The sequence below is a fragment of the Bacteriovorax sp. HI3 genome, from assembly GCF_059738875.1.
This window is the reverse complement of the sequence record NZ_AP026946.1, coordinates 2,905,015-2,931,697: the sequence shown is the minus strand read 5'-3', so window position 1 is coordinate 2,931,697 and position 26,683 is coordinate 2,905,015. Positions and strand designations below refer to the sequence as shown.

Genomic DNA, 26,683 nt, shown 5'->3' with positions numbered 1-26,683 from the left:
TTTCAAAGAGATCAAGTTTTGATGAAAAATTTTGAAAACAAAAAAGTTCTTATCACAGGTGCAGCTTCCGGAATTGGAAAGCTCATGGCCGAAAAACTGGCCAAAAGAGGTGCCGTGGTTTTTGTCGTCGATATGAATCTTGAAGCTGCTCAAACTGTAGTGAGCTCGATTAAGTCAAGTGGCGGTAAGGCCCATGCCTTTTTTGCAGATGTCTCAAACCTTGAGAGTCTTAAAAAATTAAAAAGTGATATCTCTGCTTTAGGTCTAGGACTTGATGTCCTGGTTAACAATGCCGGAGTTGTCTTTGGTGGAGAATTTGAAAAACTTTCCCTGGAAAAGCACCTGGCCACATACCGAGTGAATGTCGATGGTCTGGTGGCCATGACTCATTTGTTCTTTGATGACTTAAGAAAAAGCAAAGATGCTAATATCGTCAACTTGGCGAGTGCTTCAGGTTTTATCGGTCTTCCTTATGGAACGACTTATGCTTCTTCAAAGTGGGCGGTGATTGGTTTCTCGGAATCGCTTCGCCTGGAACTTTTGGAGAGAGGAATTGAAAATGTTCACGTGACAACTGTGTGTCCGAGTTATATCAGCACGGGGATGTTTGCCGGAGTCAAAGCTCCAGTGCTTCTTCCATGGCTTAAGCCGGAAGTTATCGTTGAAAAAATCATTCATGGAATTGAGAAAGACTGCGCCTTTATCAAGGAGCCTTTCGTGGTGAAGTGGGTGGACTTATTAAAGGGGATTTTACCTCTTAAGATTTTTACATTTGTTAATAAACTTCTGGGAGTCTCGACGAGTATGACTCACTGGAAAGGGAGAGCTTAATGAAACTACAAGAGATTTTAAAAAATCTTTCGGACTTAAAAGCGGATTATATTTCGCTTCGTGAAGTTCACACTAAAAACCTATCTATGAGTGTCCGCAATGAAGTTTTTGAAGGACTAAGCACATCTGAAGACCATGGACTCATGGTTGAAGTGATGATGAATGGTCAGTTTGCTTACGGAGCAACAAACTCATTTGAACTGGAAGATATCAGAGAGTGCGCACTAAAAGCTAAAAATGCTGCTCTTGAAGCAAGCCGTTTCAGTCTTTCAAAGTTCACGCTTGATGAGCGCCCTGCGACTGTTGGTGAATACAACAGTCCAGGTAAAAAAGGACTGGAGAGTTTTGACCCAAAAGAAGCCACAGAGCTTTTAATGGAAATCTCAAAGACGATGAAAGTGCACGATCACATCATCAATAGAAGTGCTTATATGCAAGTCAGTGACATGCAAACTCACTTTGTGGCAACTAATGGCGCGGACATTAAGCAAAACATCAACCGCTCAGCGGTAGCGATGAGTGCTGTGGCCTCAAGCGAGCTAGGCAACCAGAGAAGAAGTTTTGGTGATGACCAAAGCACTCAGCTGGGAATGGAAAACTGGAACAAAGAAAGACTTCTCACTCATGCTAAGAGAATTGCAGACGAAGCGCTTGAGCTTTTAAATGCAGAAGAGTGCCCAACTGAAACGATGGACCTGCTTTTAGCTCCAGATCAATTATATCTTCAGATCCACGAAAGTATCGGTCACCCATTAGAGCTTGACCGCATCCTGGGGGATGAGAGAAATTACGCTGGATGGAGCTTTGTAAAACCTGCTGACTTTGGAACATTAAAATACGGCTCACCTTTAATGAACGTGACTTTTGATCCAACTGTTCACGGGCAATTTGCAAGTTACTTTGCTGACGATATCGGAAACAAAGCGACTCGCGAATTCCTGATTAAAGATGGAGTTCTTTTAAGAGGACTAGGAAGTTTAGAATCTCAAAAGAGATTGAATCTTCCTGGAGTAGCAAGCCAGAGAGCAACGTCGTGGAATAGAGCGCCGATTGACCGTATGGCCAACGTTAACCTTGAGCCGGGAACATCGTCACTTGAAGAGATGATTAAGTCTGTGAAGCGTGGGATTTTCATGCAAACCAACAGATCGTGGTCTATTGATGACTACCGCAATAAATTTCAGTTTGGTTGTGAGTACGGCCGTCTGATTGAAGATGGAAAATTAACTAAGCTAGTGAAGAACCCTAATTACCGTGGGATCACGGCTCCATTTTGGAATCAGTTAAAAATGGTAGGGGACAAATCAACATTCGAAGTTGGTGGACTTGGAAACTGTGGAAAGGGAGAGCCGAATCAGGTGATCTTCGTAGGGCACGCAAGTCCAGTGTGTCTGTTTACTAACATCGAAGTTTTTGGAGGAGGGAAATAATGAAAGCTCTTGAATCCTCATATTTAGAAATTTTTGCCAAGCAAATTTTCAACGACCTAAAAAGTGATGAAGCATTAACATTAAACTTCACGGGAGAAGAAACACTTTTCTCGAGACTATCAAAAGCAAAAGTGCGCCAGGTGACTAATCTTCAGCAGGCCTTTATTGATTTTGTTTTTGTTAAAGGAAACAAGGTCCTGACTTTCAATATGCCTTTTAGAGCAAATGAAAGCGACGTGACTTTAGCTCTTAAAAAATTAAACCAATCTCGCGAATGGATTGCGGCCTTGCCGGAAGATCCTTATTTAGTTCGTCCAAAATTTTACGGAGTGACTAAAGAAGAAAACTTAAATCAGCTTCCAAAAAATGAAGACATGATGGGGCAGGTTTTAGATATCGCCGGTAACGTTGACTTGGCGGGAGTTTTCTCAAGTGGAGATGTTGTTCGAGCGACTATTAACTCAGAAGGACAGTTCCACTGGTTTAAGACAAGAAACTTCTACCTGGATTACTCGCTTTATAATGACAAACAAAAAGCAGTGAAGTCGCTTTATGCTGGTTCAGACTGGGATAGCACTGAACTAAAACGTAATATTAAAGATGCTGAACATAAACTCTCATTAATGAACCGCGATTCAAAGAAAGTCGCGCGTGGTGATTACCGCGTCTACCTTGCTCCTTCTGCAGTCAACGAACTGCTAGGGACTCTTTCATGGGGAGGCGTTTCGATGTCTGCTCACCAGCAGGGGAATGGTTCTTTAAAAGACCTGTGGCAGACAAAGAAAAAAATGTCTCCAATGTTTACACTAAAAGAAGACTATTCACTTGGTCTTGCTCCACGTTTTAACGACGCTGGAGAGGTGAGCCCGGCAGAGCTGATGCTGATTGAAAAAGGTGAGTTCAAAAACTTCCTGGTTTCAACCAGAACCGCCAATGAATATAAACTTGAATCAAACTTCGCTTCTGATTGGGAATCGATGAGATCTCCAGTCATTTCAACAGGTGATTTATCACGTGATGATATCTATAAAGAACTGGGCACAGGTCTTTATCTTTCTGACCTTCACTATCTAAACTGGTCTGACCGTGAGACAGCTCGTGTAACCGGAATGACAAGATACGCTTGTTTCTGGGTAGAAAATGGGGAGATCGCCAGTCCGATTGAAGATTTGCGTTTTGATGAAAGTTATTACTCAATGTTTGGAGACGCTCTTGAGAGAATCACGAACTTCTCTGAGATTAGTCCTTCGACAGGTTCATACTTCCAGCGCGACGTCGGTGGAACAAGAACTCCGGGGCTTCTGCTTTCAAATTTTAAATTTACTTTATAAGGTATGGGTTTAAAAAAGTACGTCCTTGATTTTTACCTGAGTTTTTATGAGTTGATTGCTCATGAAAGAATCAAGAAGAAAGATATTTCTGAAAGATATATTCACGCACACCTGGTGTCGATGTTGACTACAGGTGTGCTTATGTGGTCGTACGCCTTTGTTGCTTGTTTTACCATTTCAAATCCGGTCCCAGGAATTGTGGGGATTATCGCCAGCACTATTCATCTTCTTTCTCCATTTCTTTATTTAAAAAATAACAATTACATGTTTAACACCAACGTCATGATTGGCGCAGGAATCGTCCACCAGATGACTTTTGCCTATTTCACCGGTGGTTTTGACAGCAATGTTTTAATCTGGCTGGGAATCTTGCCGATGCTTGCAGGAGTAATGGCCGGAAGAAAAGGGGCGAGCCTTTGGGCAATGATCACGACATTGTCTATTGGTGTTTTCATGGTGCTAAAACTAAGCGGGCATAAATTTCCGTTTATGATTTCAGAGATGGGGCTTGTTGTTGCACAGTCTTTGATTCTTTTTGGCTGGATTTTTATTGCTTCAATCGTTATTTGGGTTCATATCTTTTTAGTGGAACAAAATGCCAGCATGCTGGAAGCAGCTAAACAGAGAACACAAAATCTGGTGAATATATTAAGTCATGATATCTCAACTCCTCTTTCGGTTATTATCGTAAAGCTTAATCAGCTGGTGAAATCTCCTTTAAATGAAGCTCAGCTGAGCGCGACCACGAAGGCCCTGAAAGCTTCAGAGAGAGTCATGGAAATAACAGATTCGATTAAAGAGCTGCGTTTAACGGAAATGGGGAAAAAAGAAATCACCTACAGTGAAGTCATTATCCGCGAATTGATTTTGGAATTAAAAGACATTTTCTCCGAGAAGTTTGAGCATAAGAACTTAAAATTTCATTGGTCGGCCGGAAGTGAAGTGTATTCATTTTCTTCGAGTAAAAGCCTTCTTTTACATCAGATCTTAGGTAATTTACTTTCCAATGCAGTGAAGTTCTCTGAGCGAGGTAACGAAATTAGATTGCGTGTTTCACGTGTAGAAAATTTTATTCAGTTTATTATCGAAGATAGTGGTTTGGGCATTCCTTCTGATATGCGCGAGACGGTGTTTGAGGCCAATCTTTCGCGTTCATCAATGGGAACAGATGGTGAAATCGGAACAGGTTTTGGTCTTCCGATTGTCAAAGGTTGTGTGGATAGGCTTGGAGGGAAAATTTCTTTTGAAACCCGCACGGCCAGTGAAGGTCCATCTGGCACGCGCTTTAAACTTCTTTTTCCGATTTCTTAATTATTTTCCAAGAGCACTTGGTGCTGTTGTTTTCTTCATTAGACCCACTAGTACAATAAGAGTCAGAATGTATGGCAGAGTCGCCAAGAGCTGTGAAGAAATCTGGATTTCAGGACGTCCACCGATGTAAACCACCAGCGCCTGAGAAAACCCAAAAAATAGGCACGCAAATAAAGTTCCTACCGGATTCCATTTTCCGAAGATCATTGCCGCTAGAGCAATGAATCCTTGCCCGGAAATAAGTGTCGGGCGGAAATTGGATACGATCGCGATTGAAAGACTTCCCCCGCCGATTCCCGCAAGAAGACCAGAAGAAAGCACTCCGATGTAGCGGTAGAGAGAAACTTTAATCCCTGCTGCACCCGCGGCCTTCGGATGTTCACCTGCACTAATAAGTCTTAGTCCCAATGTCGTTTTATTAAAAATAAACCAGATGAGTGCTGTCGCTAAAAACGCCAGGTAAACTGTCGAGTACTGGCCAAAGATCACCGGAATCTTTTTTTCCAGATCAAGTGGTGGAGTCATGCTTGTTCCATCAAAGAAAATGCGGCAGAAGAAAACGGCCAGACCACTTCCTAAGAAGTTAATCGCCATTCCTGAAACAACCTGATTGGCCTGGAAACGAATGGAAGCCACAGCATGCAGAATGCTTAGAAGCAATCCAGCGATTCCCCCGGCAAGAAGACCCATCCAAGGGTTTCCAGTTGTGATCGCTACCCATGAAGCGGCAAAAGCTCCAAAGGTCATCATTCCTTCAAGACCGATGTTGATGACTCCTGATTTCTCAGAAAGCACACCACCTAAGGCCGTAAAAATGAGCGGAGTCGAATACATTAACGTTGTTGAAAAAAGAAACAGAAGATCACTCATTAGTTTTTCCTCCACGCTTTAGTCACAAAGTTAAAGATGCTTGGAATCGCAATAAAGAAAATAATCGCACCAATCATAATGCCGATAACTTCTGAAGGAGCTTCAAGTGTCGATTGGATTTTTTGTCCTGAGTACTTTAAGGCCCCCAGGAAAAATCCAGAAAAAAGAACACCCACCGGATGGTTTGACCCGATTAAGGCCACGGCGATCCCGTCAAAACCATATCCTTCATGAGCAGCAAGAACGGCAACGTTTTTTGAAACACCCATCACGTGAGTGGCACCTGCAAGCCCTGAAAGAGCTCCGGCAATCATCATCGATTGAGTGACTTTTAATTTTGTACTAATTCCGGCGTATTCAGCAGCGTTCGGGCTAAAACCCACGGCCTTAAGTTTATATCCGAAAGCAGTTTTATTCAGAATAACCCAAACTAAGACCACACAAATAAGCGCGATGAAAATACCGGCATTAACAGGTGGTCTCATGAAAGAATGCCAGAACTCATGGTTGGCTAACCATTCCATTCCCGCATCACTCATTTTCCATTTATCTAAAATCCCGATGCTGCTTGAGTCTTTAATGAACTCTGTCGTTTCAGTATCCGGGCGTCTGAAGCCTGGAATGAAGACGGCGTAGTTTGAGAGATAAAGAGCAATCCAGTTAAGCATGATAGTTGAGAGAACCTCATGCACACCAAAGCGCGCTTTTAAAAATCCACTAATCCCGCCATAAAGCGAAGCCGCCATTGTTGCGAGCATCATCACCAGGGGAACTTGAATCCATGGTGAAAAATCAAAGTGGTAACCAAAATAAGTGGCCGCTAAGGCCCCAATGACAAATTGTCCTTCAGCGCCGATATTAAAGAGTCCTGTTCTGAAAGCAAACGCCACAGAAAGACCAGTGAGGATTAATGGAGTTGAACGGATAATGATGTATGAAATATAGTTTGGCCGTGAGAAAGCGCCTTCCCACATAACCTGATAAGCTTCAAGAGGTGAGATGCCCGATAGTTTTAAAACAAGCCCACCAACCAAGAGACCTAAGACAACTGAAAGGATACTGATGATAAAATTTTTCATACAGGTTTTCCTCCTGCCATATAAAGTCCGATGTCTTCTTTTAAGTGTGGATTGTTTTTAATCTTCTCACCTGAAACCTCTGCCCACAGTTTTCCTTTGTGGATAACACCAATGCGGTCAGAAAGGTTGATGATTTCATCAAGCTCATAAGAAATCAGAAGAACCGCTTTGCCAGCGTCTCTTAGTTTAATCAATTCAAGATGAACGTATTCAATCGCTCCAACGTCCAGACCTCTGGTTGGCTGAAAAGCAATCAGGACATCCGGGTTGTGAACGATTTCACGGGCCAGGATGATCTTTTGCTGGTTACCACCTGAAAGGTTAACGGCTTTTGCTTCGCAGTCAGCTGGTCTGATATCGAAGCGGGCAATCAGTTCATTGGAAAAACGAGTGAGCTCACTGCCGACAATAAAACCCCAGTTTGAAAATGGTTTTTCATCAATACGTTGAAGCACACAGTTTTCTTTTACTTTGAAATCCATAACCAGTCCCACGCGCTGGCGGTCTTCTGGAATAGTCCCAAGTTTTTTATGATAGATTTTTTTAGGGCTAAGCCCGGTGATGTCTTCACCGTTGATAATGACTTTTCCACTTTGAATTTTGCGAAGCCCGGTTAAAGCTTCGACCAGTTCACTTTGTCCGTTGCCGTCGATTCCGGCAAGACCAGTAATCTCCCCACGGCGAAGTTTAAAACTAAAGTTTGAAACCACTGGGAAGTTTTTCGTGTTGACTACATTTAGGTTTTCAATGGAGAAGACGATCTCATCAGTTGGGATGGCATCTGTCTTGGGAACCTTTAGGTCGACTTTTCTTCCAACCATTTTAGAAGCGAGTTCTTCTTCGCTCGTTACTTTTACATCCACAGTTTCAATGTAAGCGCCTTTCCTGATGATCGTACAGCGATCGGCGATTTCTTTAATCTCGTGAAGTTTGTGAGTGATGATAATGATCGTTTTTCCCTGGGCCTTAAGATTTTTAATGATACGGTAAAAATCTTTAATCTCCTGAGGAGTTAAAACGGCAGTTGGTTCATCGAGGATGATGATCTCTGCATTTCTATAAAGTGTTTTGATGATCTCAACTCTTTGTTGAGTCCCGACACTGACGTTTTCAATTTTTTGATCGAGGTCTAAATCGAAGCTATAGGTATTGATGATTTCTTCGATTTTCTTGCGGGCCGTTTTATAATCAATCATGCCCAGGAAATTTTTTGGCTCAATCCCAAGAATGATGTTTTGAAGAATAGTAAAAGGGCGGACCAGTCGGAAGTGCTGGTGAACCATTCCAATTCCCAAAGCGATGGCATGAGCAGGGGATTCGATTTTAATCTTTTGCCCGCGCACGAACATTTCGCCTTCACCCGGATCAGGTTGGTGTTCGCCGTAGATGGTTTTCATCAACGTTGATTTACCGGCACCGTTTTCTCCGAGAATAGCGTGTACCTCGCCGGTTTCCACCGAGAGGTACATATTGCGATAGGAGATACAGTCCCCAAAACTTTTTGTGAGGTTCTTAAGCTCTAGTGCCAGCATTATTTAACAGTCTTGGCAAAGCTTACGAAGTTCTTTTCAGTCGCTGGAACTTTGATTTTTCCATCGATGATTTGTTTTTTGATTTTAGCGACTTCTTCCAGAAGAACAGCTGGAACCATTTTAGAAGTTGTCGGAGCGATATCAACAGCACCGTCTTTTAGACCGTACTCGATAGTCGTTCCACCTTTGAATGTCCCTTTATTTAAATCAGCAACAACGTTGAAGATCGCTGAATCAACTCTCTTCATGCTTGAAGTGATAACGTTCTTTGGAGCAAGGTAGTTTTGGTCGCGGTCAACACCAACGGCCATTTTATTTTTTTCTTTAGCGGCTTCGATAACCCCGTCACCAACTGCACCAGCAGCGTGGAAGACAACATCAGCACCTTTTCCGATCATTTGGTTAGCGATCGCTTTTCCTTTAGCAGCATCAGTGAAAGACTCAGCAAATTGCTCGATGATGTTAATTTTTTTGTTGGCGAATTTCGCTCCGGCCTTAAATCCGTATTGGAAGCTGTGGATGATAGGAACACTCATTCCACCGATGAATCCGATAGTTCCAGACTTGCTCATTTTGGCAGCGATGTAACCAGCAAGGAAAGATCCTTCTTCAACTTTGAACATAACACCGATTACGTTCGCTGGAGTTTTAGCTCCGTAAGAGTAATCGATAACGGCATACTTTTGTTTAGGGTTTTGCTTGGCCGCAATGAGGATGGCGTCGGCCATTTTAAAACCGATACCCCAGATCAGGTCATTTTTTGCATCGTAAAGAGTTTCTAGGTTCGCAGGATAGTCCGCATCTTGTTTAGATTCCTGGTAACTTACTTTAATTCCCAGTTCTTTTTTTGTTTTTTGTAGGCCTTCCCAAGCAGATTGGTTGAAAGATTGGTCGTTTACGCCCCCGACATCGGTGACCATACCAACCTTAAGTGGCGCAGCGTTAACTGTGTTTAGTGAACAAAGTAAGACAAGTGAGAAAACGACATTTTTAATTCTCATGAAACCCTCTTCAATATTGACCGTATAACTTTTTAAGTTAGACACTTTTAGCACTTATCAATGAATATTGGTAGAAAGATTTACACTCCTTTCACCCTTTGTTTTAATAAGTTTGCACTATTTACACCCCCGAGAGGACCCATGCCTAATAGACCAATGATTTTAGCTTCATTCCTGACATTTATGACACTTTCAAATGCCCAGGCCATCACACTTGGAGAGAGTTTTAATAGCGCTCTTTTAAATAACCAGGCCGACAACATCAACGAGTCTCGTCTTCGCCAAAGTTTTGAAGAAAAAAGACAAGGACAGGGGACATACCTTCCAACTTTATCAATCAGAGGAACCTACTTAAAGCAGGAAAATTACGATGACCAAAAGACATTGGGATTAAACCTGACGACGAGTCTTTATAATGGCGGTCGCGATAAGCAGTTGATTGAGAACTCAGAGACGAATGTTCAGATTGCTAAAAACCAGAGACAAATCGACCGCGTGAACTTGTATATGGAAGTGGTTGAGGCTTACTACAACTACGTTTTGAGCTGGAACGATTTAAAGAACCTGGACCTTCTGAAAAAACAAAGTCAGGAGCGCGCGGATGAAATTAAAAAGCGCGTGCAAATCGGAAGATCAAGAAGAGGAGAGCTTCTTCAGGCCGAAGCTCAACTCGCTTCAGTTGATGCCCAGACCTCAGACGGGCAAGGGCTTCTACAACAAAACGAAGCGAAATTTTACATTCTTACGGGGATGGCAAAAAACGAAAAAGTAGACCTGGCCTTCGACGAAGTGAAAGAGGAAAAAACTCTGGATGAGTACCTAAGTCTTGCTCTTAAACGTGAAGATGTAAAAAACAAACAATTAGAAATTGACCGCTTAAACGGACAACTGAATATTTCAAAAGCTCACTATATGCCAAAGCTTGATTTATTATCGAACTACTATGCGCTTAAAGAAGGTGGCTCGAGCGCTTCAAGAAATTCTGACTGGGATGTTGGTCTAAATCTATCAATCCCACTTTATGAAGGGGGAGTTTCTCAGGCCCTTGTAAGAGAAGATTTAGAGAGAAAAAAGACGGCCGAGTACCAGTTAACCGACTACCAAAAAAGCGTTAAAATCGCCGTGACGACAAGATATGAAATGTTCCGCCGCTACCACGACCAGATCAAAAAATTTGAAGTGGCCCTGGATAAAGCAAAGAGAAGTTATGAAGAAACGGTAAGAGATTATCGTTTAGGACTAGTGACAAACCTTGACGTGTTGTCATCTCTTAACTTATACCTGAGCAGCAAAAGAGACGCAGAAAAAACAAAAATCCAGTCTGTCATGAATCAAAAACTACTGGAAGCAACTGCAGGGATTATTCCAGAAGCATGAGTTCAAACCCGGTCATTACATTACAGGAAAACGCCTCAGGATTTTTTGATAAAATCCACGCCAAGCACTCTACTCAAATGGAGTGCAAGAAGGGCTGCTCTAAATGTTGTCAGACCGACATAAGCGTTTTTGAAATTGAAGCTGACCGAATCAGCGATTGGTTTGCTTCTCAATCACCAGAGGAGCAAGCAAGGCTTCTGGAGCTTTGGAAGACGCCTCATCAGGAGAGTTATTGTACATTTTTATACAACGACCAGTGCACTGTGTATGAAGGGCGTCCGCTTATATGCCGCACACAAGGGCTTCCTCTTTATGTGGCCACTGAAAATGTCCTCGATTACTGCCCGCTTAATTTTAAAGACGGTGACCCGCCGAAAGAGGATTGGCTTAACTTAGAGCGCATGAACACACTCTTGTCATTTGCTGCAACGACAACGAAAAAAGACCAGCGTATCAGGCTCAAAAAACTTAAGACTAAACTTTTAAGTGCTACAAAATGATTAGATCCCGCGAATCTTAATCAATTCCTGAAAAATTCATTATTGTATAAGCAAAAAATTTTTTACATAATCGTCCGATGCCTTTAGGAATAATAAAAAATATTTTTTACAGTTTGCTTATTATCCTGTCGTTGAACGCACAGGCCAAAGCGACTGACAAAAGCATCGTAGTCCGCGTGGGTGGTTATGACTTTGCTCCTTTTGTAGAAAAAGAAGGGAGTGAAGGAGTGGTGCGCGAATTGCTTGCCAAGCTCAACAACAGTCAGAAAAAATACCATTTTGAATTTGTCTACACGAGCCCCAATAGAAGATACAAAGATTTTAAACTTAGAAAATTCGATATGATTTTCTTTGAAGATGAAGCATGGGGATGGAAAGAAAGGGGAATCAATTACGCACGTACAGGCATCCTCGCTGAGGGGGAAGAAATGGCGATTGCTCTTAAGTACGATCGCGACCAATCCTATTTTGATAGCCTGGATAAAAAGAAAGTCAGGATTATTCTGGGCTTTCATTATCAGATCACTGACATGAAGACCGATCAGGAGCGCATCCTTAAAAAAGGTCTTGAACAGGGAAGAAGCTATCACGAAAATGTGATGGATCTTCTGGATAAAAAAATCGATGTCACTTATGTGAATTCACTTTATTTAAAACGCATGTTTGAGCTTGATAAGGAATTAAAGGAAAAGATTTTGGTGGCACAAAAACCGGATCATTCTTTTGTTCTAAGAGGGCTTATTCATCCCAGCTCTCCAATCACGGTCAGTGAATTGGAAAAACTGGGATTAAATAAGATGGTTGAAGATTAAGGAATAGCTCTTTCGATAAATCTTAGAAGAGCAGCTTTGTTTTGTTGATAGTAGTAATCAACTCGAGAGTATTCCGGCCATTTATTGTTGGAAACTTCAATCGTGATTTGCATATCTTTTCTGTAGTAAATACTCCAGTCTTGCATCCCACCATTCACTTCATACCATGCATAGCCGTTAGTGATACCGTTTTGGAAAGCCGTCGATGTACTGATGTATGGAGTAAGACCTGCGTATTCAAGACATAGTTCTTTAATGAAAGCTTCTTGCGGGAATTTGTCTGCTTTTGTATCCCAAGGATAGTTTACGACTTCGGCCCCACCGTGGAAGTTAGCAGAAAGAACAAAGTTTCTTGTCTTTTGCCAGTCCATCACAGCTTTTGTTTCCGGTTGTCTTCCTTCTGTCGTGTCTTTGTTGTCTGTTGTTGAGAAATCCGGGAAGTCGCGGTTAAGATCGACATATTTTGCATTACCACGAGTGCTGGCCGCAGCTCCGTCCGGGTTCATTGAAGGCATGATGTAGATTTGAACGCGGTCAAGGAGGTTGGTGATTTGCGGGTCTTTTCCGTAATTCATGGCCAGGTCTTTTACGAGTCTTACCATCATTTCACGTCCGACGATTTCATCTCCGTGCATGTTCGCGATGTATTTAAACTCCGGGCGCTCATCATTAACATTTACGTTGCTTGAGAGTTTAATCACCCATAGGTCGCGGTTCTTGATGCTTTTTCCGATTGAGAACATGCGGGCAATTTCAGGATACTTTGAAACGACACCTTTGAGTTCTTTTTCGATTTCTTCCGGAGTCGGGTATTGGCCCTTAGCCTTCTGTGCACCAGCTGCGATTTTCATCGAGAAGTGGGGGATGTTGTTGGTAACCAGGAATTGTTTTAATCCCTTTGGCCCGTAAAGTTCAAATCCACCTTTTTCAATGTGATCGATGGTTAACTCTGGCCTTGATTTTAAAAGTTCAAAAATGTGCTGGTCAGAGCTTTGGATGTAAAAAGATTCTTCGACAATTTTCGCCTGTGATGTTGAAAGGCACAGGAAGGCCACAAAAGAAACTGTAAGAGCAGTAAGCGTTTTTTTCATTCATCTCATCCTTGAGAAATTATGTATTGAAAGAAAGCTTACTCCTCCGGATATGACTTTCCCAACGAAAGAATGAAGTGTTGGATTTATTAAGATTATATGACTTAAAAGATCAGGCATAGTTCCTTGACCATAATGACCCTTCAAGGTAAATTTTTAAGGCTTAAAACTCGAAGGAACTTGCTATGTTAACGCGTTACTTATCTATTCTTTTACTCTCACTTTTGGCGGTTAGCGCCCAGGCACAAATACCGACATCAGTAGTGAGAGACGCCATTGAAAAAACCAAACCAGCTAAGAAAGAAGCGGCCCCTGAAGAAAATTCGCAGGCCTACTTAAAATATGAAGAGCTGGAGAAACTTAAAAACCCTCAAGAAACCATGCGCACTTTTGTTGAGGCCATGGATGAAGTTAAAAAAGGCAATGGCCAGTCCCGCGCTTATTTTGATCAAGCGGTACGAACATTTAACCTTTCAAAGGTAGATGAAAACTTAAGAGAGAAGACGGGAAGAAAGGCCGCTGAAAAGCTCATCAACACTCTCGATCGCATTACGAAAGTAGATTTCACACACATTCCTGTCGATCCCAACGGAACGAAATGGTACTTCAGGAAACAATCAATCACTGAAGGCAACCAGGTGATTGAAGCAGAGATTGCGATTGAAAAAAATATTGATGGAGCATGGAGATTCACACCTGAGACGGTAAACACTATTGGAGACCTGTATAATTCAGTTTCTCACTTACCGGTTGTGGCCGGAGTAGTGGAATACAAAAACTGGAAGACGAGGCTTAAAGATCATATGCCGGCATGGACGAGTGAAGAGCTTCTCATGTTCACTAAAGGACAATGGCTTGGTTTCCTGGCCATTTTTGTGGTGGCGATTCTTGCTCTTAGCCTGATTCGTTTTTTGACAACTCTTTATATCCGCGACCTGGTGAAAAAGGAATCGCTGGATTTTAAGGAAAAAGACCAATACAAATCGACTCTTTCATTTGGACTCCTGGCCTTCTCACTCGTGTGTATGGCCGGCGTGAAGACGATGGAGCTCGACATTGAAACTTACGATATTTTAGTGCGCGCTTTTTATATCCTGATTGCGCTCTCTTCTGTCTGGTCTTCGGTAAAGATTGTCGACATTATCAGCATGCACTTTGCAAAAATTGCTAAAGACACTGCTAATAAGTTTGATGATGTTCTGGTGCCAATGCTCTCTAAAACCGCCAAGGTTTTAGTTGTGGCCTTCGGGACTATTCTCGTGGCCCACAGTTTAACCTTCGATATCGGCAGCATCCTTGCCGGGCTTGGGATCGGGGGGGTGGCCGTTGCCCTTGCTGCTAAAGACACGATTTCAAATCTCTTTGGATCGGTAACAGTTATTATGGATAGACCATTTTTAATTGGGGACTATGTCATCCTGGATAAAGGTCTTGAAGGGACAGTCGAAGAAGTTGGTTTTAGAAGTACGCGCATCAGAACTCCACTGCAGTCCCTTGTGAGTCTTCCCAATAACGTTCTAGCAAACATGGCGATTGATAACTACGGCATGAGAGGGATGAGACGTTACAGGACTTTTTTGGTGATGGATTTATCTAACCCGATGGAGAAGTTGGAAGAGTACTGTGAGCGCTTAAGATATATCTGTCAGATTCACCAATTGATTGAGACATCTAATGCTCAAATTTACATCAACGACATCACTGATAAATCAGTAAACATTCTGGTTAACGTTTTCTTTAAAACGAGAGAAGGAAGTGTTGAGCTTGATGAGAGACATAAGTTTATTGTGGAAGTTCTAAAGATTGCCAAAGAAATGGACGTGAAGTTTGTTTCTTCAAGCACGACTCTGATGATGCATCAGAATGCAGGATTACCAAAGGTCGAAGCAGCTAAGCCCGACAGTCTTCTATAAGGAAGTTTGCCGGGCCTGGCGTTTAATAATTACTTAACTGGTACTTCGTGTTCGCCGTAAAGTTGGCCATCGATGATTGAGAATCCATCTGGGTGGCTTCCGTGTGGATCGAAGTGAGTCCAGTGAACCATTCCGTCACCAACTCTTAAGAATTCACCACAAACAGAAATCTTTTTACCAACCACTAGAGGAATTCTTCCGAAGTCCAGGTTGCTTACGATTTGAAGTTCGATGTCTTTATCAACTTTGATAAAGAATTTTTGGTGTGGAAGTCCTGAGTGGTCTTCGCTTTTAATTTCGCTGATGATACCTGCTACATAAACCTGAGGCTTATTAGCGCGGCGGTTGCCCATAATTGATCTTAACTGGCTTACGTCAGTTTTTAGGATCTCTCCGTTTCTGTTTCTACAGTCAGGAAGAAATTCAGATGCAGATGCACCGATTGAGAGAACTAGAGTCAAGCCCACTAGAAATGCTTTCATGAAACCTCATTATAAAAAAGTTGCCATTAAAATACGTGAACCATGATCAGGGCGTCTAGTTCTTTATCAGTTTTCTAATACCTTTTAAATCTTTTCCCAGGCCCTGTAAATAAGCGTTGTATCTCAAGGTTATTTTTTGGTCAGGACCCAGGGTTTCACTTGCCACAATCTTATTATAGCTCTCCTGATTTACAGGGAAGGCCGTCACTAAGAGTTCTTTATTTAGCTTTTTGCTGATGGTTGAATAGATGAGAAGGTAGTCGTTTTCTTCACCCGCTTTCTTTCTTGGAAGCTTCACCAGCGTTGTGACCAGAGTGTATTCCGGCAGGATTTCTTCTACGCGAGTGACATCTAGTTTTGAGTAATCAAAAGTGAAGACTTCGTTGGCCACATTTTTTAACAGGCTCAGTTGAGTCTTATCTTTGAAGGCCAGTGAGCCGGCAAAAAAAGTGATATTGGAAAACATTCCCCCTTCAATCGCTTCAGGTGAAAGACTGTTGGCCTCCATATTAAAAGCAAAATTTAAAGTAGGAGCAATCCATCTTTTTCTTTTGTACCCATAGGGAGTGTTGATCACGCTAAAGAGATACCCGTAAGTGTGGATGATCCCCGCGTGAACGATGTTGTTGTCGTTTTTAATATTAAAGCGGCCCTGAAGCTCACCGATGATTTTTGGATCGACGATGATTTTCTTAGCTCCTGAATCGAAGTTATAACTTTGACCCCAAAACATTGGAAGGTATGGGTCTTTGGCATCAGTGATAATTTGGTTGTAGAGAGCAGGGTGGTTTTCTTCAAGGACATCAAAGAATGATTCTTTTTCTTCAATCGCTTCCATAGAGAGTTCATTCCAGAATTGGTCTTCGCCCGGCGTGTGGGCCGAGATGTTTCTAGTGCTTTTAGGTTGAGAAGGAGAGTGAGAACAAGACAGAGTGATTAAAAGAACGGCAATAAGAAGAAGAGTTTTTTTCATGTTATTGGGCCTCGTAAAGTTTTGTGTAACCTTATCATTTGGGTGGCGAAAAAACCTCAAAAAATGGGCATTTTAAGTGATAAAAAGTTCGTACTATTTTTCATTAACTTAGCGATTTCTGAGGCAGCCCCAATAAAATTTTAGAATTTCCCCAATGGCTCCTATAATGACCACATCGCATCTGCCACCCAAACCATCAGGCAGGTCAGCGATAGGAGTTAAGTCTATGCATATGACAAATGAAAACAGTGAGACACCAAACGGCTACTCATTCTGGAGTGCCTGTATCGCAATGGTGACATTCTTTGCGATTGCGGATGTGTTGACTGGAGGTCTAGTGAGAGAGTCTGTCGTGAGGAATCAGGCAGAATATGCAGTGACGTTTGCCTTTGTGATTGCCACTCTTGGAGTTTTTGCCAAAGAGTCTCCGCCTGGGCTGAAGTTCGTTCGCGCGTGCTCACGCCACAAATTATGACGACTGCATGATTAAAAAGGACGTTTGAAAAAAGGGCTGGTTAAAGGACAGCCCTTTTTTTTTTTGTATTGAGTGAAAATGGTTTCTGAATGCCATCTACGTCGTTGCTTTCGTCACTCGGTCGTGCATTGTCCTGACGTACGTCTCCTCCCTTGCTCCTCGGGCGCCTAGTATCTGACATCCATAAACCATTTTGCGGATTATTTTGGATTATCTTTTTTGAATTAGGCCTTGGCTCGCAAGGGCAGCCGAAGTCATTTTATAAAGTAGTCTCATGCCTACGTTTGCGTCCCATTCGTCGGCCTTGTCTTTTGGTGATGGGGCCACTTCAACCAGGTCAAATCCAACGAGAGTGCGCTTAGATCTGATGAGTTCATTGATGATGAAGACGACCTCTGAGTAGTCAAGGCCGCCGGGAACTGGGGTTCCTGTGTGTGGGCAGTACCTAGGGTCGAGTCCGTCGATATCAAAAGAGATATAAACGTTTTTTGGTAAGTGAGAGACGATCTCGCGGGCGATCTTTTCGAAAGATTCACCAGCTAGTTTTCTTCTTGTTAGGTTTTGGTCGAAGTAGACTTCAACTTTTGGGTTTGCTTGTGTGTATTCGTATTCTTGTTGGCAGAAATCGCGGATACCAACTTGAACTAATTTTCCAACTTGAGGGATTTTTTCCATCACGTTGTGCATGATTGATGCGTGAGAGTTTTCAAATCCCATGTAAGCGTCGCGAGTGTCTGAGTGGGCGTCGAAGTGAAGAACTCCCAGGCCTTCGTATTTTTCAGCGTAAGCTTTGATCGCTCCAAACGGAGTGGCGTGATCCCCGCCAACAACAACTGAAATTTGGTTGTTGTCTAAAAGCGCTTTTGTTTCTTTGTAAACTTCATTGTTAAGATCGTTACAAAGTGAGTTTACTTTTTTAAGGGCGGCTTGAAGTGTTTTGTTTTTTGCCATCGCTGCATCGTCAGCGTCGATGATTTTTTTTGCCAGAGCACGTCCTTCGCGGTTTAGCTTTTTAATTTTTGCACTTTCTTTTTTCATGAAAAGACCAGCTTGGTAAGCATCGATGTAGTCGAGGTCGAAGAAATCGATTTGCTCACTCGCCATTAAAATCGCTTCAGGACCTTTTGATGTTCCTGCTTGGTATGACGTTGTCACATCCCAAGGAATTGGAAGGTAGACGACTTTTGCTTCGTGCTCTTTAAAGGGAAGACCGTAGATGCCGTCTTTGCTTGAGGCTTTAGCATTTGGGTCAATCACAGTTCTTTCTTCTGTCACAGGTGCAGCTTTCATTTTTGTTTTAGCTTTAGGTGTGGCCTTCTTTTTTGCAGTTACTTTTTTCGTCATAAGAATCGCTTCCAATTTAAGGTTTTTTAGGTGAGAATTTTTCAGGCGTAGACTATCACAGGGAGAATTTTATGCGAAATGTTTTTCTTTTTTTGGCCTTTATTTATTCAAGTACACTTCTGGCAGATAACGTCAGATTAATCTCGGTAAGCGGCCAGGTGGAAAAGTCATTTCAACCGGATATCGTCCGTTTAAATATCACGGTGTGGGGCAAGGGAGCGTCAGCAAAAAACGCTCAGGAGAATAACCAAAAATCCTTTGATGTTTTTAAAAAGAGCATTGAGACCTACAAAGTGAAAAAAGAAGATGTTCGTACGACGACTTATGAACTTAATCCGGAATATGTTTACGATCCAAAAACAAATAAGAACAATATCGTTGGTTATACAGCGAACCAGGGACTTTCAATCACTTTAAGAAAAGTTGATGAAGCAGGGGCCTTTGTTGATTCTCTCAATGCAGCTTCTAAAAGCAACAATGGTGGAGTGAATGTCGTGTCGCTGGGCTTTGATATTGATAAGCGTGCAGAAGAGGAGAGAGCTCTCTTGGGAGATGCTGTAAGAGCGGCAGAGACCCAAGCTGAAAACCTGGCAAAAGCAGCAAAGGTAAAACTAAAAGGTGTTTATCGCCTGAGTCCCCAATCTGGGAATCGCCCTATTCCTATGATGGATGGTGGTGCGGCCATGGAAATGGTTTCTGCAAAGCGCATGTCTGCTCCAACTCAGTTTATGAGTGGTGAAGTGAAGATTGAGGGCATTGTGTCAGTCGATTACTTAATCGAGTAGTAAGTTTTTTAAGTCAATTGTCAGAAAGTTTGAGTGGTCAAACTTTCTGACTTTCAATACCATCTGCCCATGAAATTCACACACCCTACTTTTTTTAGCCTGGCCCTAGGCCTCTTGTGCACATCTGTGCATGCAAGCAGTTTAGACAATTTTATCCGCAACCGTATGGAGCTTTTTGATATCACTCCCTATCAAACACAATCCTTAGAGCAAACAGATGAGTTTCAATCCAAAATGAGACTTGGGCGCATGCTTTTTATGGACACTAATCTTTCTGGAAATAGAAATATTAGCTGTATGGTTTGTCACCACCCGATGAAAGGGACGAGTGATGGACTTCCATTGTCTCAGACGCTTGATGGCAAAGGTGTTTTAAAAAGAAATTCACCAGGGCTCTATAACGTCGGCGATAAATTCAGCACATTTATGTTTTGGGATGGAAGAGTGCACTTTCATCCAACGAAAAAAGTTTTTACAACTCCTGAGCCTGCGCTTAACGGGCCCACACCACAGGCAGCAGAGATTACTAAAGCGATGACAAGCGCGCTTGCTGCTCAGGCCATCTTCCCACTGGTTTCTCATGAAGAGATGAGTGGAAAAAAAGGTGAGAACGAAATTGCCGACGCTAAAACAAACCTTGAAGCGTGGGATTTAATCATTAAAAGAATCACGACAGAAACAAACTCTGCCGGATATATCAATCTCTTTAACCGCGCTTTTCCTGGCCAGCTTAAAATGAACATCGGTCACGTGGGTGAGGCGATTGCAACATTTGAGCGCTACCAGTTTCAATCAAACACTTCTGGCTTTCACCGCTACGTTGCTGGAGATAACTCGGCCATGACGGAGCAGGAAAAAAGAGGGCTTGTGGTGTTCATGGACCGAGGAAGATGTATTGCCTGTCACCAGGGAAATCTTCTGGGGCTCAATACTTTTTTTGCCTCAGTCGGAGTTCCAAGTTACGGGGCCAAGCCGTTTGAAATGGATATTGGAAGAGGTGAAATCAACAATGAAAGATTCAGGGCCTTTTTCTTTAAAACACCAAGCCTAATTAATGTGGCCTTGACTGCACCTTATTTTCATAACGGAGCTTTTGGCACGATTAGAGAAGTGCTCAATCACTACAACAATATTGAAAAGTCTCTCAACACTTACACTATCACCGATGAAAGAAGAAAACTCTTTCCAGTAGAAGTCGAAGTGAGAAACTCACAGAGAGACCTGAGTGAATTATTTGCTTCAATTGAGGCGGGATTCTTGAGAAATGGTCTGGGATTATCAAATGCGGAACTGGATGATCTGGAGGCCTTTTTAACCGGGGCCCTGACAGATCCTAAGTGGGATCCGCGAGGGCCAAAGTCTAAAAAATAAAATTACATTCTAGGGTTGTGGTGAAGCAGGTATCTTGCCGATTCGTACAGCCCTTTTGTCAGAGTTTCCATTTCTTTGTACTTCTCCGGGTATTTGTCTTTTACGTTCTCATCAGAAGGATTTTCACTCCATTTAACCAGTTTCCCAGTTTCTCTTGAAGGGATGTATTCAAAGTAAAAATCTTTGTCTACTAAACTGATGTTAAAAGGTGCGTACCAGTTGTATGAGAAAGCGGCACGGTATTCATCAAAACGAGGATTGAATAAATCGCGTCCTAAGCCTCTTGTCTTGTATGGTATTCCTGCAAGACCTGCTACCGTTGGCATGACATCCATTTCAGAAGCAATTTTTGTTTCCACAGCTGGAGCAAAACGCTTTGGTGAGTGGATAATCATGGGAACGTGGAATCCATTAGCTAAACTTTTTTGCCAGTCTGGAACGTTCTTCGCATTATTGTGTGGAAGACCGTGGTCACCGAAAACAATGAAGATTGTGTTGTCGTACCAGTCTTCTTTTTTGGCCATTTCAAAGAATTTTCCAAGTGAGAAATCCTGAAGTCTCATGGCATTGTATTCTTCAAAAGACTCGAAACCGTATTCTTTAATCTGAGCTTCAGAAATATCTTTTGGTGTTTTAATCACAAACCCATCGCTGTCTTCAGGGATAGTGTAAGGGCGGTGGAAACCTGCTGATTGAATGAAAGCAAAGAATGGCTTTTTCTTTTCAGTATACTCATTGTTAAGTGTCGCAGCTGATTCTTTAAACAGGTTAAGATCTGAAATCCCCCAAACATCTACGCGAGGAGCTTTGTATGAACCCTCTTCGAAGATATGGAGGTCAGGAATGTTGTAGCTGAACACTCCGCGGATATTTCCCCAGTTCGCACTTCCACCAAGGAAGTAGTATTTTTCGTAACCTTTGAACTCACCCATGATGGCGTGCTGGTTAACGATAAAAGGGTTTCTCGATCCGGTTTTGACTCTTGATGTATCTGGAAGACTTGTCACTGCGGCAAAGATTGAACGAGCCGTTGCGACAGTAGGTGTATAGAAATTAGAAAAGAGGATCGACTCATTTGCCAGTTGGTCCAGGTAGGGAGTTGGGTTAACTTCCGATCCGCCGACACCTGTTTTATACCAGGCCATTGACTCCATAACGATCACAACAATGTTTGGCTGTTGTGAGCTCTTTGTTGTGTCGCCCGGAAAAGAGCGGACAAAATTCAGGTTTTTACTGTCTGGTTGATCTACACCTAAAAATTTTGCCACGACATCGTATGAAGCAAGTGCTTTGTCTTTTTCATACTCTGCATTTCTAAATGTGTAGGTGTCGGCCACATAAAGAATTGGGTTAAGAGAAAGGTTAGAAGTGAATGCATCAGGAGTTGAAAAAGCCTCTGACCATCTCAGTGGATACATTTGAATGCTGCCGTAAAGACCCCATCCGAAAAGTACCAGGAAAATGAAGCCGCCTAAAAAACGTGTCTTATTGTTGTTATTAAGAGGAGAGCCCATCAGCTTAGGAGTGATGAATTTCACCACAATAAAACTCAATACCACTGTCATTACCACAATCAACGCCAGAAGTGCCGGCCATGGGTAAGACTCTCGGACCATTTCAAATGAGATGATCGGATTTTTTAAGAATTGAATCACAGTCGCATTCAAACGTGACTTCAGGTAAGCAAAGTAACCAATGTCAGTGACATAAAGGAAACTAATAAGCCCGAAGAAAATCGTGTAGAGGATATTCATCAAACGAACTTTAAAGGCCGGGTTGAGTGGAAGATTGATCAAAATCATGGCCGGCAGAAGGAGCGCCATGGCCAGACGAACGTCAAAGCGGAACCCAAGCCATAAGTTTTGAAGCACCAAGTGAGTAGTGCCAGGCGTGATGTTGTCTTTGAAGTAAATCAGGAACCCTATTCTAAAAAGCGTATAGAGAACGACTTGAAAGAGTAATAACGAGTAAAGAAACTTCAGTTTCGGTGTGCCAAAATATTTATTTTTCATATCCCTATTTATACGCTTAGGCTTGGAAAAATAAAACAATAAAGATAGAGTTAAAGGACTATTTTTGACTGTGCCCAAGGAGCTTTATGAAAGATTTAATCACACGTTATTTTGAAGTTTTCAACAAAGGCGACGCAGCAGCGATGCTGGCCCTGGTGGACGATAATATTGAACACGATATCAACCAAGGCAAAACTCAGGTTGGGAAAGCGAAATTTGAGGCATTTCTTCATCATATGAATGAATGTTATAAAGAAGACCTTAAAGACCTGACAATCATGGTTTCAGAAAATGGGAAAAATGCTTCTGCGGAGTTTATGGTCCATGGAACTTATTTAAAAACTGACGGCTCTCTTCCAGAGGCGAGAAACCAAAAGTACGTTATTCGTGCTGGAAGCTTCTTTGAAGTTAAAAACAATAAGATCACTCGCGTGACAACTTACTACAACCTTCCACTTTGGATTGAACTGGTTAAATAAAAAAACTTATGGAAAAGAACTTGATTTTTTCAAGCAGGCTAGAAGACTTCGCCAAGATTTTCCTGGCGACGTTTTTAGTTTTCTTTTTCATGATGATGACAGATGTCATGACTTCGACGGCCTTCCTTCTGGTGACGATTTATTTTCTGGATGGGGGGCACGTCTACTCAACACTGCTGGAAGTTTTGGGTGACCCGGAGGAAGTGAGAAAGAAGTATGTCTGGATTGTCCTCTTGGGGTCTTTTTTTCTTAACTTTTTAGTTCATTTTATTTTTACTGATTATTTTTTTTACTACATTTTCTATTTCACTATTTATCACAATATGAGACAGGGCCTGGGTGTGACGTTCCTTTACCGCATTGGTGAAAAGCGTGCGGTACAGGTGGTGAAGTGGGGCTATTATTTTCTGACGATGCTGCCTTTTATTCTTTTTCATATGAAACCTCAGATGACCGAAGGGAAGCTGGGGGAGGCCATCATCAAGCCAATCGATCTCTATCAAGTCTTTTCAGCGCAATCACTAGAGAGTGCTTTTAAAGCAGGCGTGATCCTTTACATCGCAGGGGCCGTGTTTATTGGTGCTTATTTAATTTATAAAAAGAATGCCAGAGGCTTTTTATCGATGCTCTTTTTTATGGCGGTCTACGCTTATGCTTTTTTAATTTCAACTAATGAAATGAAAAGCTATGCGCTTCTTATTTTTTCTCACGCTATCCCGTATTACTTCCTGATGGAAAAGAGGCTAGGGGTGACTCATAAACTCAATTTCATGCAGCGATACGCCTGGTTGTTTCTGTTGGCCATTTTTGCGGTAGGTGGTGTGATTGATTATTATCAGACAGACATTGTGGATTTAATGGAGCCTTTTGATTCTCTGGCATGGGCGCTTTTAACCACGCCGCTTATTTCACATTTTATCTATGATGCCATTATCTGGAAGAGAGGAAACGAACGTTTTCACGCTTTCGTTACTCATACATAGCAGTTCCCAAGGTTACACATCTTTCATAGGTTTCAAAAAGTTTGCGATTAAACATGCGCGCCACTTTCATCTCTTCAAGTTTTTGTTTTGAAGGGCATGGAGGAGTTGCAGTTATTGCGGCCGTTGTGTCTGTTGGTTTTGGTTTCGGTCTTTCATTCCACCCCATCAGTTCATCAATGCGCGAGATCACTCCATTTTGTGCTCTCACAAGCTCCTGGCATTTTGCTACTAATTTAGGATCGCGGCTTTCTCCAGAACGAGGAGAGCAATGAACCATATTGTACTCAACTTTAATGGCGACTTTTTTTAATTCAAGGCCGATCTTCTCACTTGTCGCTTGAAGTTCCGCCACTTCTTTTCTAATAGCTTCCTGATTGGCGGCGTAAACGTCTTCAATACATTTAATTCTGATCTTCTCAGCATCAGTCAAGAGACGATCAAGAAGTCCAGGTTTAGCCCCGCACATTTCATAACCAGACCTGGCCTGAACCAGTCCACTGATCATCAGTGCCAGAACGAAAAGAAAGAAAAAGGTTGCGGCGTGGAGTTTTTTCATAAGTTGAGTATAAAGCATATTAGGCTTAGTTTCTCTGGAGAAAAAGATACCATTTGGTTTGCAGAGCTTTTTAGTCGGACATCTAAGTAGGCATACTTTGAGGGATTGAAGGGGGGAGTTCTCTCTGCGAAAATAAAGAATATTTTATCGTCCCCCTAACCCTGAGGATCAATCTATGTTTATTCAATCTCTGATTCTTCTCCTCTCGAGCGCCACGAGCACAGTGAGTGCCAGTGAAAGTATGCCATGGAGAGCGTTTACCGACATGAAATGCCAAAAAGAGTTCCAGCAGCTGGCCGCTGAAAAGCTGTGGGACAAAGAAATGTTTAGAGAACAGGTGAGCTCATACAGCGAAACTGTTTACCGCAACCTTTCCCACACTATTGGAGAGTGGGTGGAAGTTCATGTTAAACCGAAGGCCTCTCCTGAAGTTATGCTCATTAAAGACACAACTCTGACTCGCATGACTTTCAACAACGATTGCGATTTGCAGACAAAAAATGAAAACCTTCCTTGGGACCTGGATAAAATTTTTAATAAAAAAACGGCCGAAGATTGGACTAATGATGATTTAAGAAATGTAGTGAGCTCTGGAAAAAGAGGGATGATCTATTACTGGTCTCCAAAATTCACTTATTCTGTCTATGATCTGCCAAGAGTTGAAAAACTGGCGAAAAAATTTGGTTATGAATTCACTTCTGTTGTCGATCCTCGCGCTAGCAAAGAAGAAGTGGAAGGCGCTTTGGAAGTCATGAAAAAACACAACCGCTCTAAAGTAAGAGGAGTGGCAAGTAACAAACCTTTTAACCGTAACCTGGCGATGGACATTCATATGCGAGGAGGATTTAATCATTTCCCGGTAGTGTATGTGTATAACAACAAGATGATTCATCCTCGTTGGATCACAGGTGTAATGAAAGACAATGGTCTTCGCACAATGGCCAATGAAATGGCAGGAGAATTGAAATGAAAAAAGTTTTGCTCTTAAGCTTTTTTACTTCTCAAGTACTCTCGGCCGCTACATGTGTGCCTCCCCATGAGTATTATCCCTTTGAAGGGAAATGGGTTTCTAAAAATGATAACGGTGATATCGTCCTGGGAATGTACTCTCGCGTAAGCCCGGATGGAAAATATGTTTTAAGATCTTATTCCGGTAAAGGATTAAGTCAGGTGACATTAATGGAATTAGTTAAAGGGGAAACCAATTCAGTTAAGCCTTATGAAACGCCATTAAAAAATGAAGCCTTTCCGGTTCAGGGGACGTGGAGGTATTTAGTTGACGTCAATGGTGATCACTACAAAATCACAGACATTCTAAAAAGACAAAAGGATGCCAAGAAGCAATTCAAAGGCGGTATCAGTGGTTTTTATACTGTGGCCGCAGAGCTTGCTGGGGGGACACCAAAAAATCACAAGATCAGGTCTCTTTCATGGCCAACAGACAACAGCGACAATCAGGGCGTGGGGGTTCTTTCTAACCGCGTGATCACGGCAAGCTTTGATCAAGATGGAATCGCAGAAAAAATCGACAGTGGTTCAACGAACTACATGTGCAAAAACCTAAGTTCAACAGATGGGCAAATCATGAGTCTTCCGATGATTTCAATGGATGGAAGTGAGTTTGCTTCCATGCCACAAAATCCTCGTGGGTCAGACCCTTCGATGAGAATTTATAAATTCGGTGCTGACAATAAGTCTTGTGAAAAGCGCGATGACTTAAAAGTAATGGCAGCAAAAGTCATTTTCTCTCGTCCTGAATTAAACTCAGTTCTTTTTTATGCTAGCGGTTCAATGGGATCAAAAGGTAATGGGATTTATTTTTTTGACCGCGACGTAAGAAAGAGTTTTACTTTGGATGACCCGGAGAGAAAGGTGCGTGCTGATAGCTATCCTGGATTCACTAACGATGGGCGTATTGTCTATGGGGCCTATTGGGAAGAATGTGGAGAGAAGGGATGTGTGGATAAGGCAGGTTATGTTATTTCTGACCCATACCAGTCATCCGACATCAAAGACTTCCGTGCACAAAACCCTGAGGCCGGAAAGAAGTTCAAAGAATGCATCACTGATGAAGACGTGAAAGCGAATTCTGAAGAGCAGGCTAAAATCTGGAGTTATACACTTTGAAGAAAAAAATTTTGATAA

25 protein-coding genes are annotated in these 26,683 nt (G+C 42.2%); 15 read left to right on the top strand and 10 right to left on the bottom strand.

Features of this window, described 5'->3' with window-relative positions; genetic code table 11:
- Nucleotides 1–21 precede the first annotated feature (21 nt).
- The 4 genes from AC6JA8_RS14440 to AC6JA8_RS14425 are packed head-to-tail and all read left to right on the top strand — an operon-like array spanning nt 22 to nt 4,903.
- Complete coding sequence (locus tag AC6JA8_RS14440) at nt 22–831, top strand: SDR family NAD(P)-dependent oxidoreductase (RefSeq protein WP_497974434.1); 810 nt, start codon at nt 22–24, stop codon at nt 829–831.
- Nucleotides 831–2,261 carry a TldD/PmbA family protein gene (locus AC6JA8_RS14435; protein ID WP_497974433.1) on the top strand — a complete coding sequence of 477 codons (1,431 nt, stop codon included), beginning with the start codon at nt 831–833 and terminating at the stop codon, nt 2,259–2,261. Before AC6JA8_RS14440 ends, AC6JA8_RS14435 begins: the two co-directional genes overlap by 1 nt.
- On the top strand, nt 2,261–3,592 hold the full coding sequence (locus AC6JA8_RS14430) for a metallopeptidase TldD-related protein (protein ID WP_497974432.1): 1,332 nt from the start codon (nt 2,261–2,263) through the stop codon (nt 3,590–3,592). Before AC6JA8_RS14435 ends, AC6JA8_RS14430 begins: the two co-directional genes overlap by 1 nt.
- Nucleotides 3,593–3,595: 3 nt before the next feature.
- Complete coding sequence (locus AC6JA8_RS14425) at nt 3,596–4,903, top strand: sensor histidine kinase (protein WP_497974431.1); 1,308 nt, start codon at nt 3,596–3,598, stop codon at nt 4,901–4,903.
- Here the strand turns inward: AC6JA8_RS14425 and AC6JA8_RS14420 are convergent, their stop codons facing one another.
- From AC6JA8_RS14420 to AC6JA8_RS14405, 4 genes are read right to left on the bottom strand one after another with little or no spacing between them, the layout of a single operon-like run.
- Nucleotides 4,904–5,773: an ABC transporter permease gene (locus AC6JA8_RS14420; RefSeq protein WP_497974430.1), complete on the bottom strand. Its 870-nt coding sequence runs from the start codon at nt 5,771–5,773 to the stop codon at nt 4,904–4,906.
- Complete coding sequence (locus tag AC6JA8_RS14415; RefSeq protein WP_497974429.1) at nt 5,773–6,852, bottom strand: ABC transporter permease; 1,080 nt, start codon at nt 6,850–6,852, stop codon at nt 5,773–5,775. Before AC6JA8_RS14415 ends, AC6JA8_RS14420 begins: the two co-directional genes overlap by 1 nt.
- Nucleotides 6,849–8,384, bottom strand: a complete 1,536-nt coding sequence (locus AC6JA8_RS14410) for an ABC transporter ATP-binding protein (RefSeq protein ID WP_497974428.1) — start codon at nt 8,382–8,384, stop codon at nt 6,849–6,851. The genes AC6JA8_RS14415 and AC6JA8_RS14410 overlap by 4 nt, the downstream gene beginning before the upstream one ends.
- Nucleotides 8,384–9,385, bottom strand: coding sequence for a BMP family lipoprotein (locus AC6JA8_RS14405; RefSeq protein WP_497974427.1), 1,002 nt, complete (start codon nt 9,383–9,385; stop codon nt 8,384–8,386). Before AC6JA8_RS14405 ends, AC6JA8_RS14410 begins: the two co-directional genes overlap by 1 nt.
- 141 nt (nt 9,386–9,526) lie before the next feature.
- Between AC6JA8_RS14405 and AC6JA8_RS14400 the strand changes: the two genes are divergently transcribed.
- From AC6JA8_RS14400 to AC6JA8_RS14390, 3 genes are all read left to right on the top strand, one after another.
- Nucleotides 9,527–10,762 (top strand): TolC family protein, encoded by a 1,236-nt coding sequence (locus tag AC6JA8_RS14400; protein ID WP_497974426.1) that lies wholly within the window; start codon nt 9,527–9,529, stop codon nt 10,760–10,762.
- Nucleotides 10,759–11,262 carry a YkgJ family cysteine cluster protein gene (locus AC6JA8_RS14395; protein ID WP_497974425.1) on the top strand — a complete coding sequence of 168 codons (504 nt, stop codon included), beginning with the start codon at nt 10,759–10,761 and terminating at the stop codon, nt 11,260–11,262. The genes AC6JA8_RS14400 and AC6JA8_RS14395 overlap by 4 nt, the downstream gene beginning before the upstream one ends.
- A 131-nt stretch (nt 11,263–11,393) precedes the next feature.
- Nucleotides 11,394–12,074 carry a transporter substrate-binding domain-containing protein gene (locus AC6JA8_RS14390; RefSeq protein ID WP_497974424.1) on the top strand — a complete coding sequence of 227 codons (681 nt, stop codon included), beginning with the start codon at nt 11,394–11,396 and terminating at the stop codon, nt 12,072–12,074.
- On the opposite strand, the gene AC6JA8_RS14385 is transcribed toward AC6JA8_RS14390, so the two are convergent.
- Nucleotides 12,071–13,165: a M14 family zinc carboxypeptidase gene (locus tag AC6JA8_RS14385; protein ID WP_497974423.1), complete on the bottom strand. Its 1,095-nt coding sequence runs from the start codon at nt 13,163–13,165 to the stop codon at nt 12,071–12,073. The two genes, AC6JA8_RS14390 and AC6JA8_RS14385, sit on opposite strands and share 4 nt — an antisense overlap.
- A 185-nt stretch (nt 13,166–13,350) precedes the next feature.
- Here AC6JA8_RS14385 and AC6JA8_RS14380 point away from each other — a divergent pair, with 185 nt between their 5' ends.
- Nucleotides 13,351–15,078 carry a mechanosensitive ion channel family protein gene (locus AC6JA8_RS14380; RefSeq protein WP_497974422.1) on the top strand — a complete coding sequence of 576 codons (1,728 nt, stop codon included), beginning with the start codon at nt 13,351–13,353 and terminating at the stop codon, nt 15,076–15,078.
- Between the two features lie 29 nt (nt 15,079–15,107).
- Here AC6JA8_RS14380 and AC6JA8_RS14375 read toward each other — a convergent pair whose 3' ends face one another.
- Both AC6JA8_RS14375 and AC6JA8_RS14370 read right to left on the bottom strand, forming a co-directional pair.
- Nucleotides 15,108–15,560 carry a DUF3465 domain-containing protein gene (locus AC6JA8_RS14375; RefSeq protein ID WP_497974421.1) on the bottom strand — a complete coding sequence of 151 codons (453 nt, stop codon included), beginning with the start codon at nt 15,558–15,560 and terminating at the stop codon, nt 15,108–15,110.
- 55 nt (nt 15,561–15,615) lie between these two features.
- The gene (locus AC6JA8_RS14370) at nt 15,616–16,533 is read right to left on the bottom strand and encodes a hypothetical protein (protein WP_497974420.1); all 918 of its coding nucleotides are present in this window, start codon (nt 16,531–16,533) and stop codon (nt 15,616–15,618) included.
- A gap of 226 nt (nt 16,534–16,759) precedes the next feature.
- Between AC6JA8_RS14370 and AC6JA8_RS14365 the strand changes: the two genes are divergently transcribed.
- A complete protein-coding gene (locus AC6JA8_RS14365) occupies nt 16,760–17,008 on the top strand; it encodes a hypothetical protein (protein ID WP_497974419.1) in 249 nt (82 codons plus the stop codon).
- A 210-nt stretch (nt 17,009–17,218) separates the two neighbouring features.
- On the opposite strand, the gene AC6JA8_RS14360 is transcribed toward AC6JA8_RS14365, so the two are convergent.
- Nucleotides 17,219–18,352, bottom strand: coding sequence for an agmatinase family protein (locus AC6JA8_RS14360; protein WP_497974418.1), 1,134 nt, complete (start codon nt 18,350–18,352; stop codon nt 17,219–17,221).
- A 71-nt stretch (nt 18,353–18,423) separates the two neighbouring features.
- Between AC6JA8_RS14360 and AC6JA8_RS14355 the strand changes: the two genes are divergently transcribed.
- Nucleotides 18,424–19,137 carry an SIMPL domain-containing protein gene (locus AC6JA8_RS14355; protein ID WP_497974417.1) on the top strand — a complete coding sequence of 238 codons (714 nt, stop codon included), beginning with the start codon at nt 18,424–18,426 and terminating at the stop codon, nt 19,135–19,137.
- A 69-nt stretch (nt 19,138–19,206) separates the two neighbouring features.
- Entirely contained in the window at nt 19,207–20,508 is a 1,302-nt protein-coding gene (locus tag AC6JA8_RS14350; protein WP_497974416.1) for a cytochrome-c peroxidase, read from the top strand.
- Between the two features lie 2 nt (nt 20,509–20,510).
- Here AC6JA8_RS14350 and AC6JA8_RS14345 read toward each other — a convergent pair whose 3' ends face one another.
- Nucleotides 20,511–22,520 (bottom strand): LTA synthase family protein, encoded by a 2,010-nt coding sequence (locus tag AC6JA8_RS14345; RefSeq protein ID WP_497974415.1) that lies wholly within the window; start codon nt 22,518–22,520, stop codon nt 20,511–20,513.
- Nucleotides 22,521–22,606: 86 nt separating this feature from the next.
- On the opposite strand from AC6JA8_RS14345, the gene AC6JA8_RS14340 reads away from it, so the two are divergent.
- Both AC6JA8_RS14340 and AC6JA8_RS14335 read left to right on the top strand, forming a co-directional pair.
- On the top strand, nt 22,607–22,999 hold the full coding sequence (locus AC6JA8_RS14340; RefSeq protein ID WP_497974414.1) for a ketosteroid isomerase-related protein: 393 nt from the start codon (nt 22,607–22,609) through the stop codon (nt 22,997–22,999).
- Nucleotides 23,000–23,007: 8 nt separating this feature from the next.
- Nucleotides 23,008–23,982 (top strand): hypothetical protein, encoded by a 975-nt coding sequence (locus AC6JA8_RS14335; protein ID WP_497974413.1) that lies wholly within the window; start codon nt 23,008–23,010, stop codon nt 23,980–23,982.
- Here the strand turns inward: AC6JA8_RS14335 and AC6JA8_RS14330 are convergent.
- Nucleotides 23,969–24,538, bottom strand: coding sequence for a hypothetical protein (locus AC6JA8_RS14330; RefSeq protein ID WP_497974412.1), 570 nt, complete (start codon nt 24,536–24,538; stop codon nt 23,969–23,971). The genes AC6JA8_RS14335 and AC6JA8_RS14330 overlap by 14 nt on opposite strands.
- A 175-nt stretch (nt 24,539–24,713) precedes the next feature.
- Here AC6JA8_RS14330 and AC6JA8_RS14325 point away from each other — a divergent pair, with 175 nt between their 5' ends.
- Entirely contained in the window at nt 24,714–25,508 is a 795-nt protein-coding gene (locus AC6JA8_RS14325) for a hypothetical protein (RefSeq protein WP_497974411.1), read from the top strand.
- Nucleotides 25,505–26,665 carry a hypothetical protein gene (locus AC6JA8_RS14320; RefSeq protein ID WP_497974410.1) on the top strand — a complete coding sequence of 387 codons (1,161 nt, stop codon included), beginning with the start codon at nt 25,505–25,507 and terminating at the stop codon, nt 26,663–26,665. Before AC6JA8_RS14325 ends, AC6JA8_RS14320 begins: the two co-directional genes overlap by 4 nt.
- Nucleotides 26,666–26,683 lie beyond the last annotated feature (18 nt).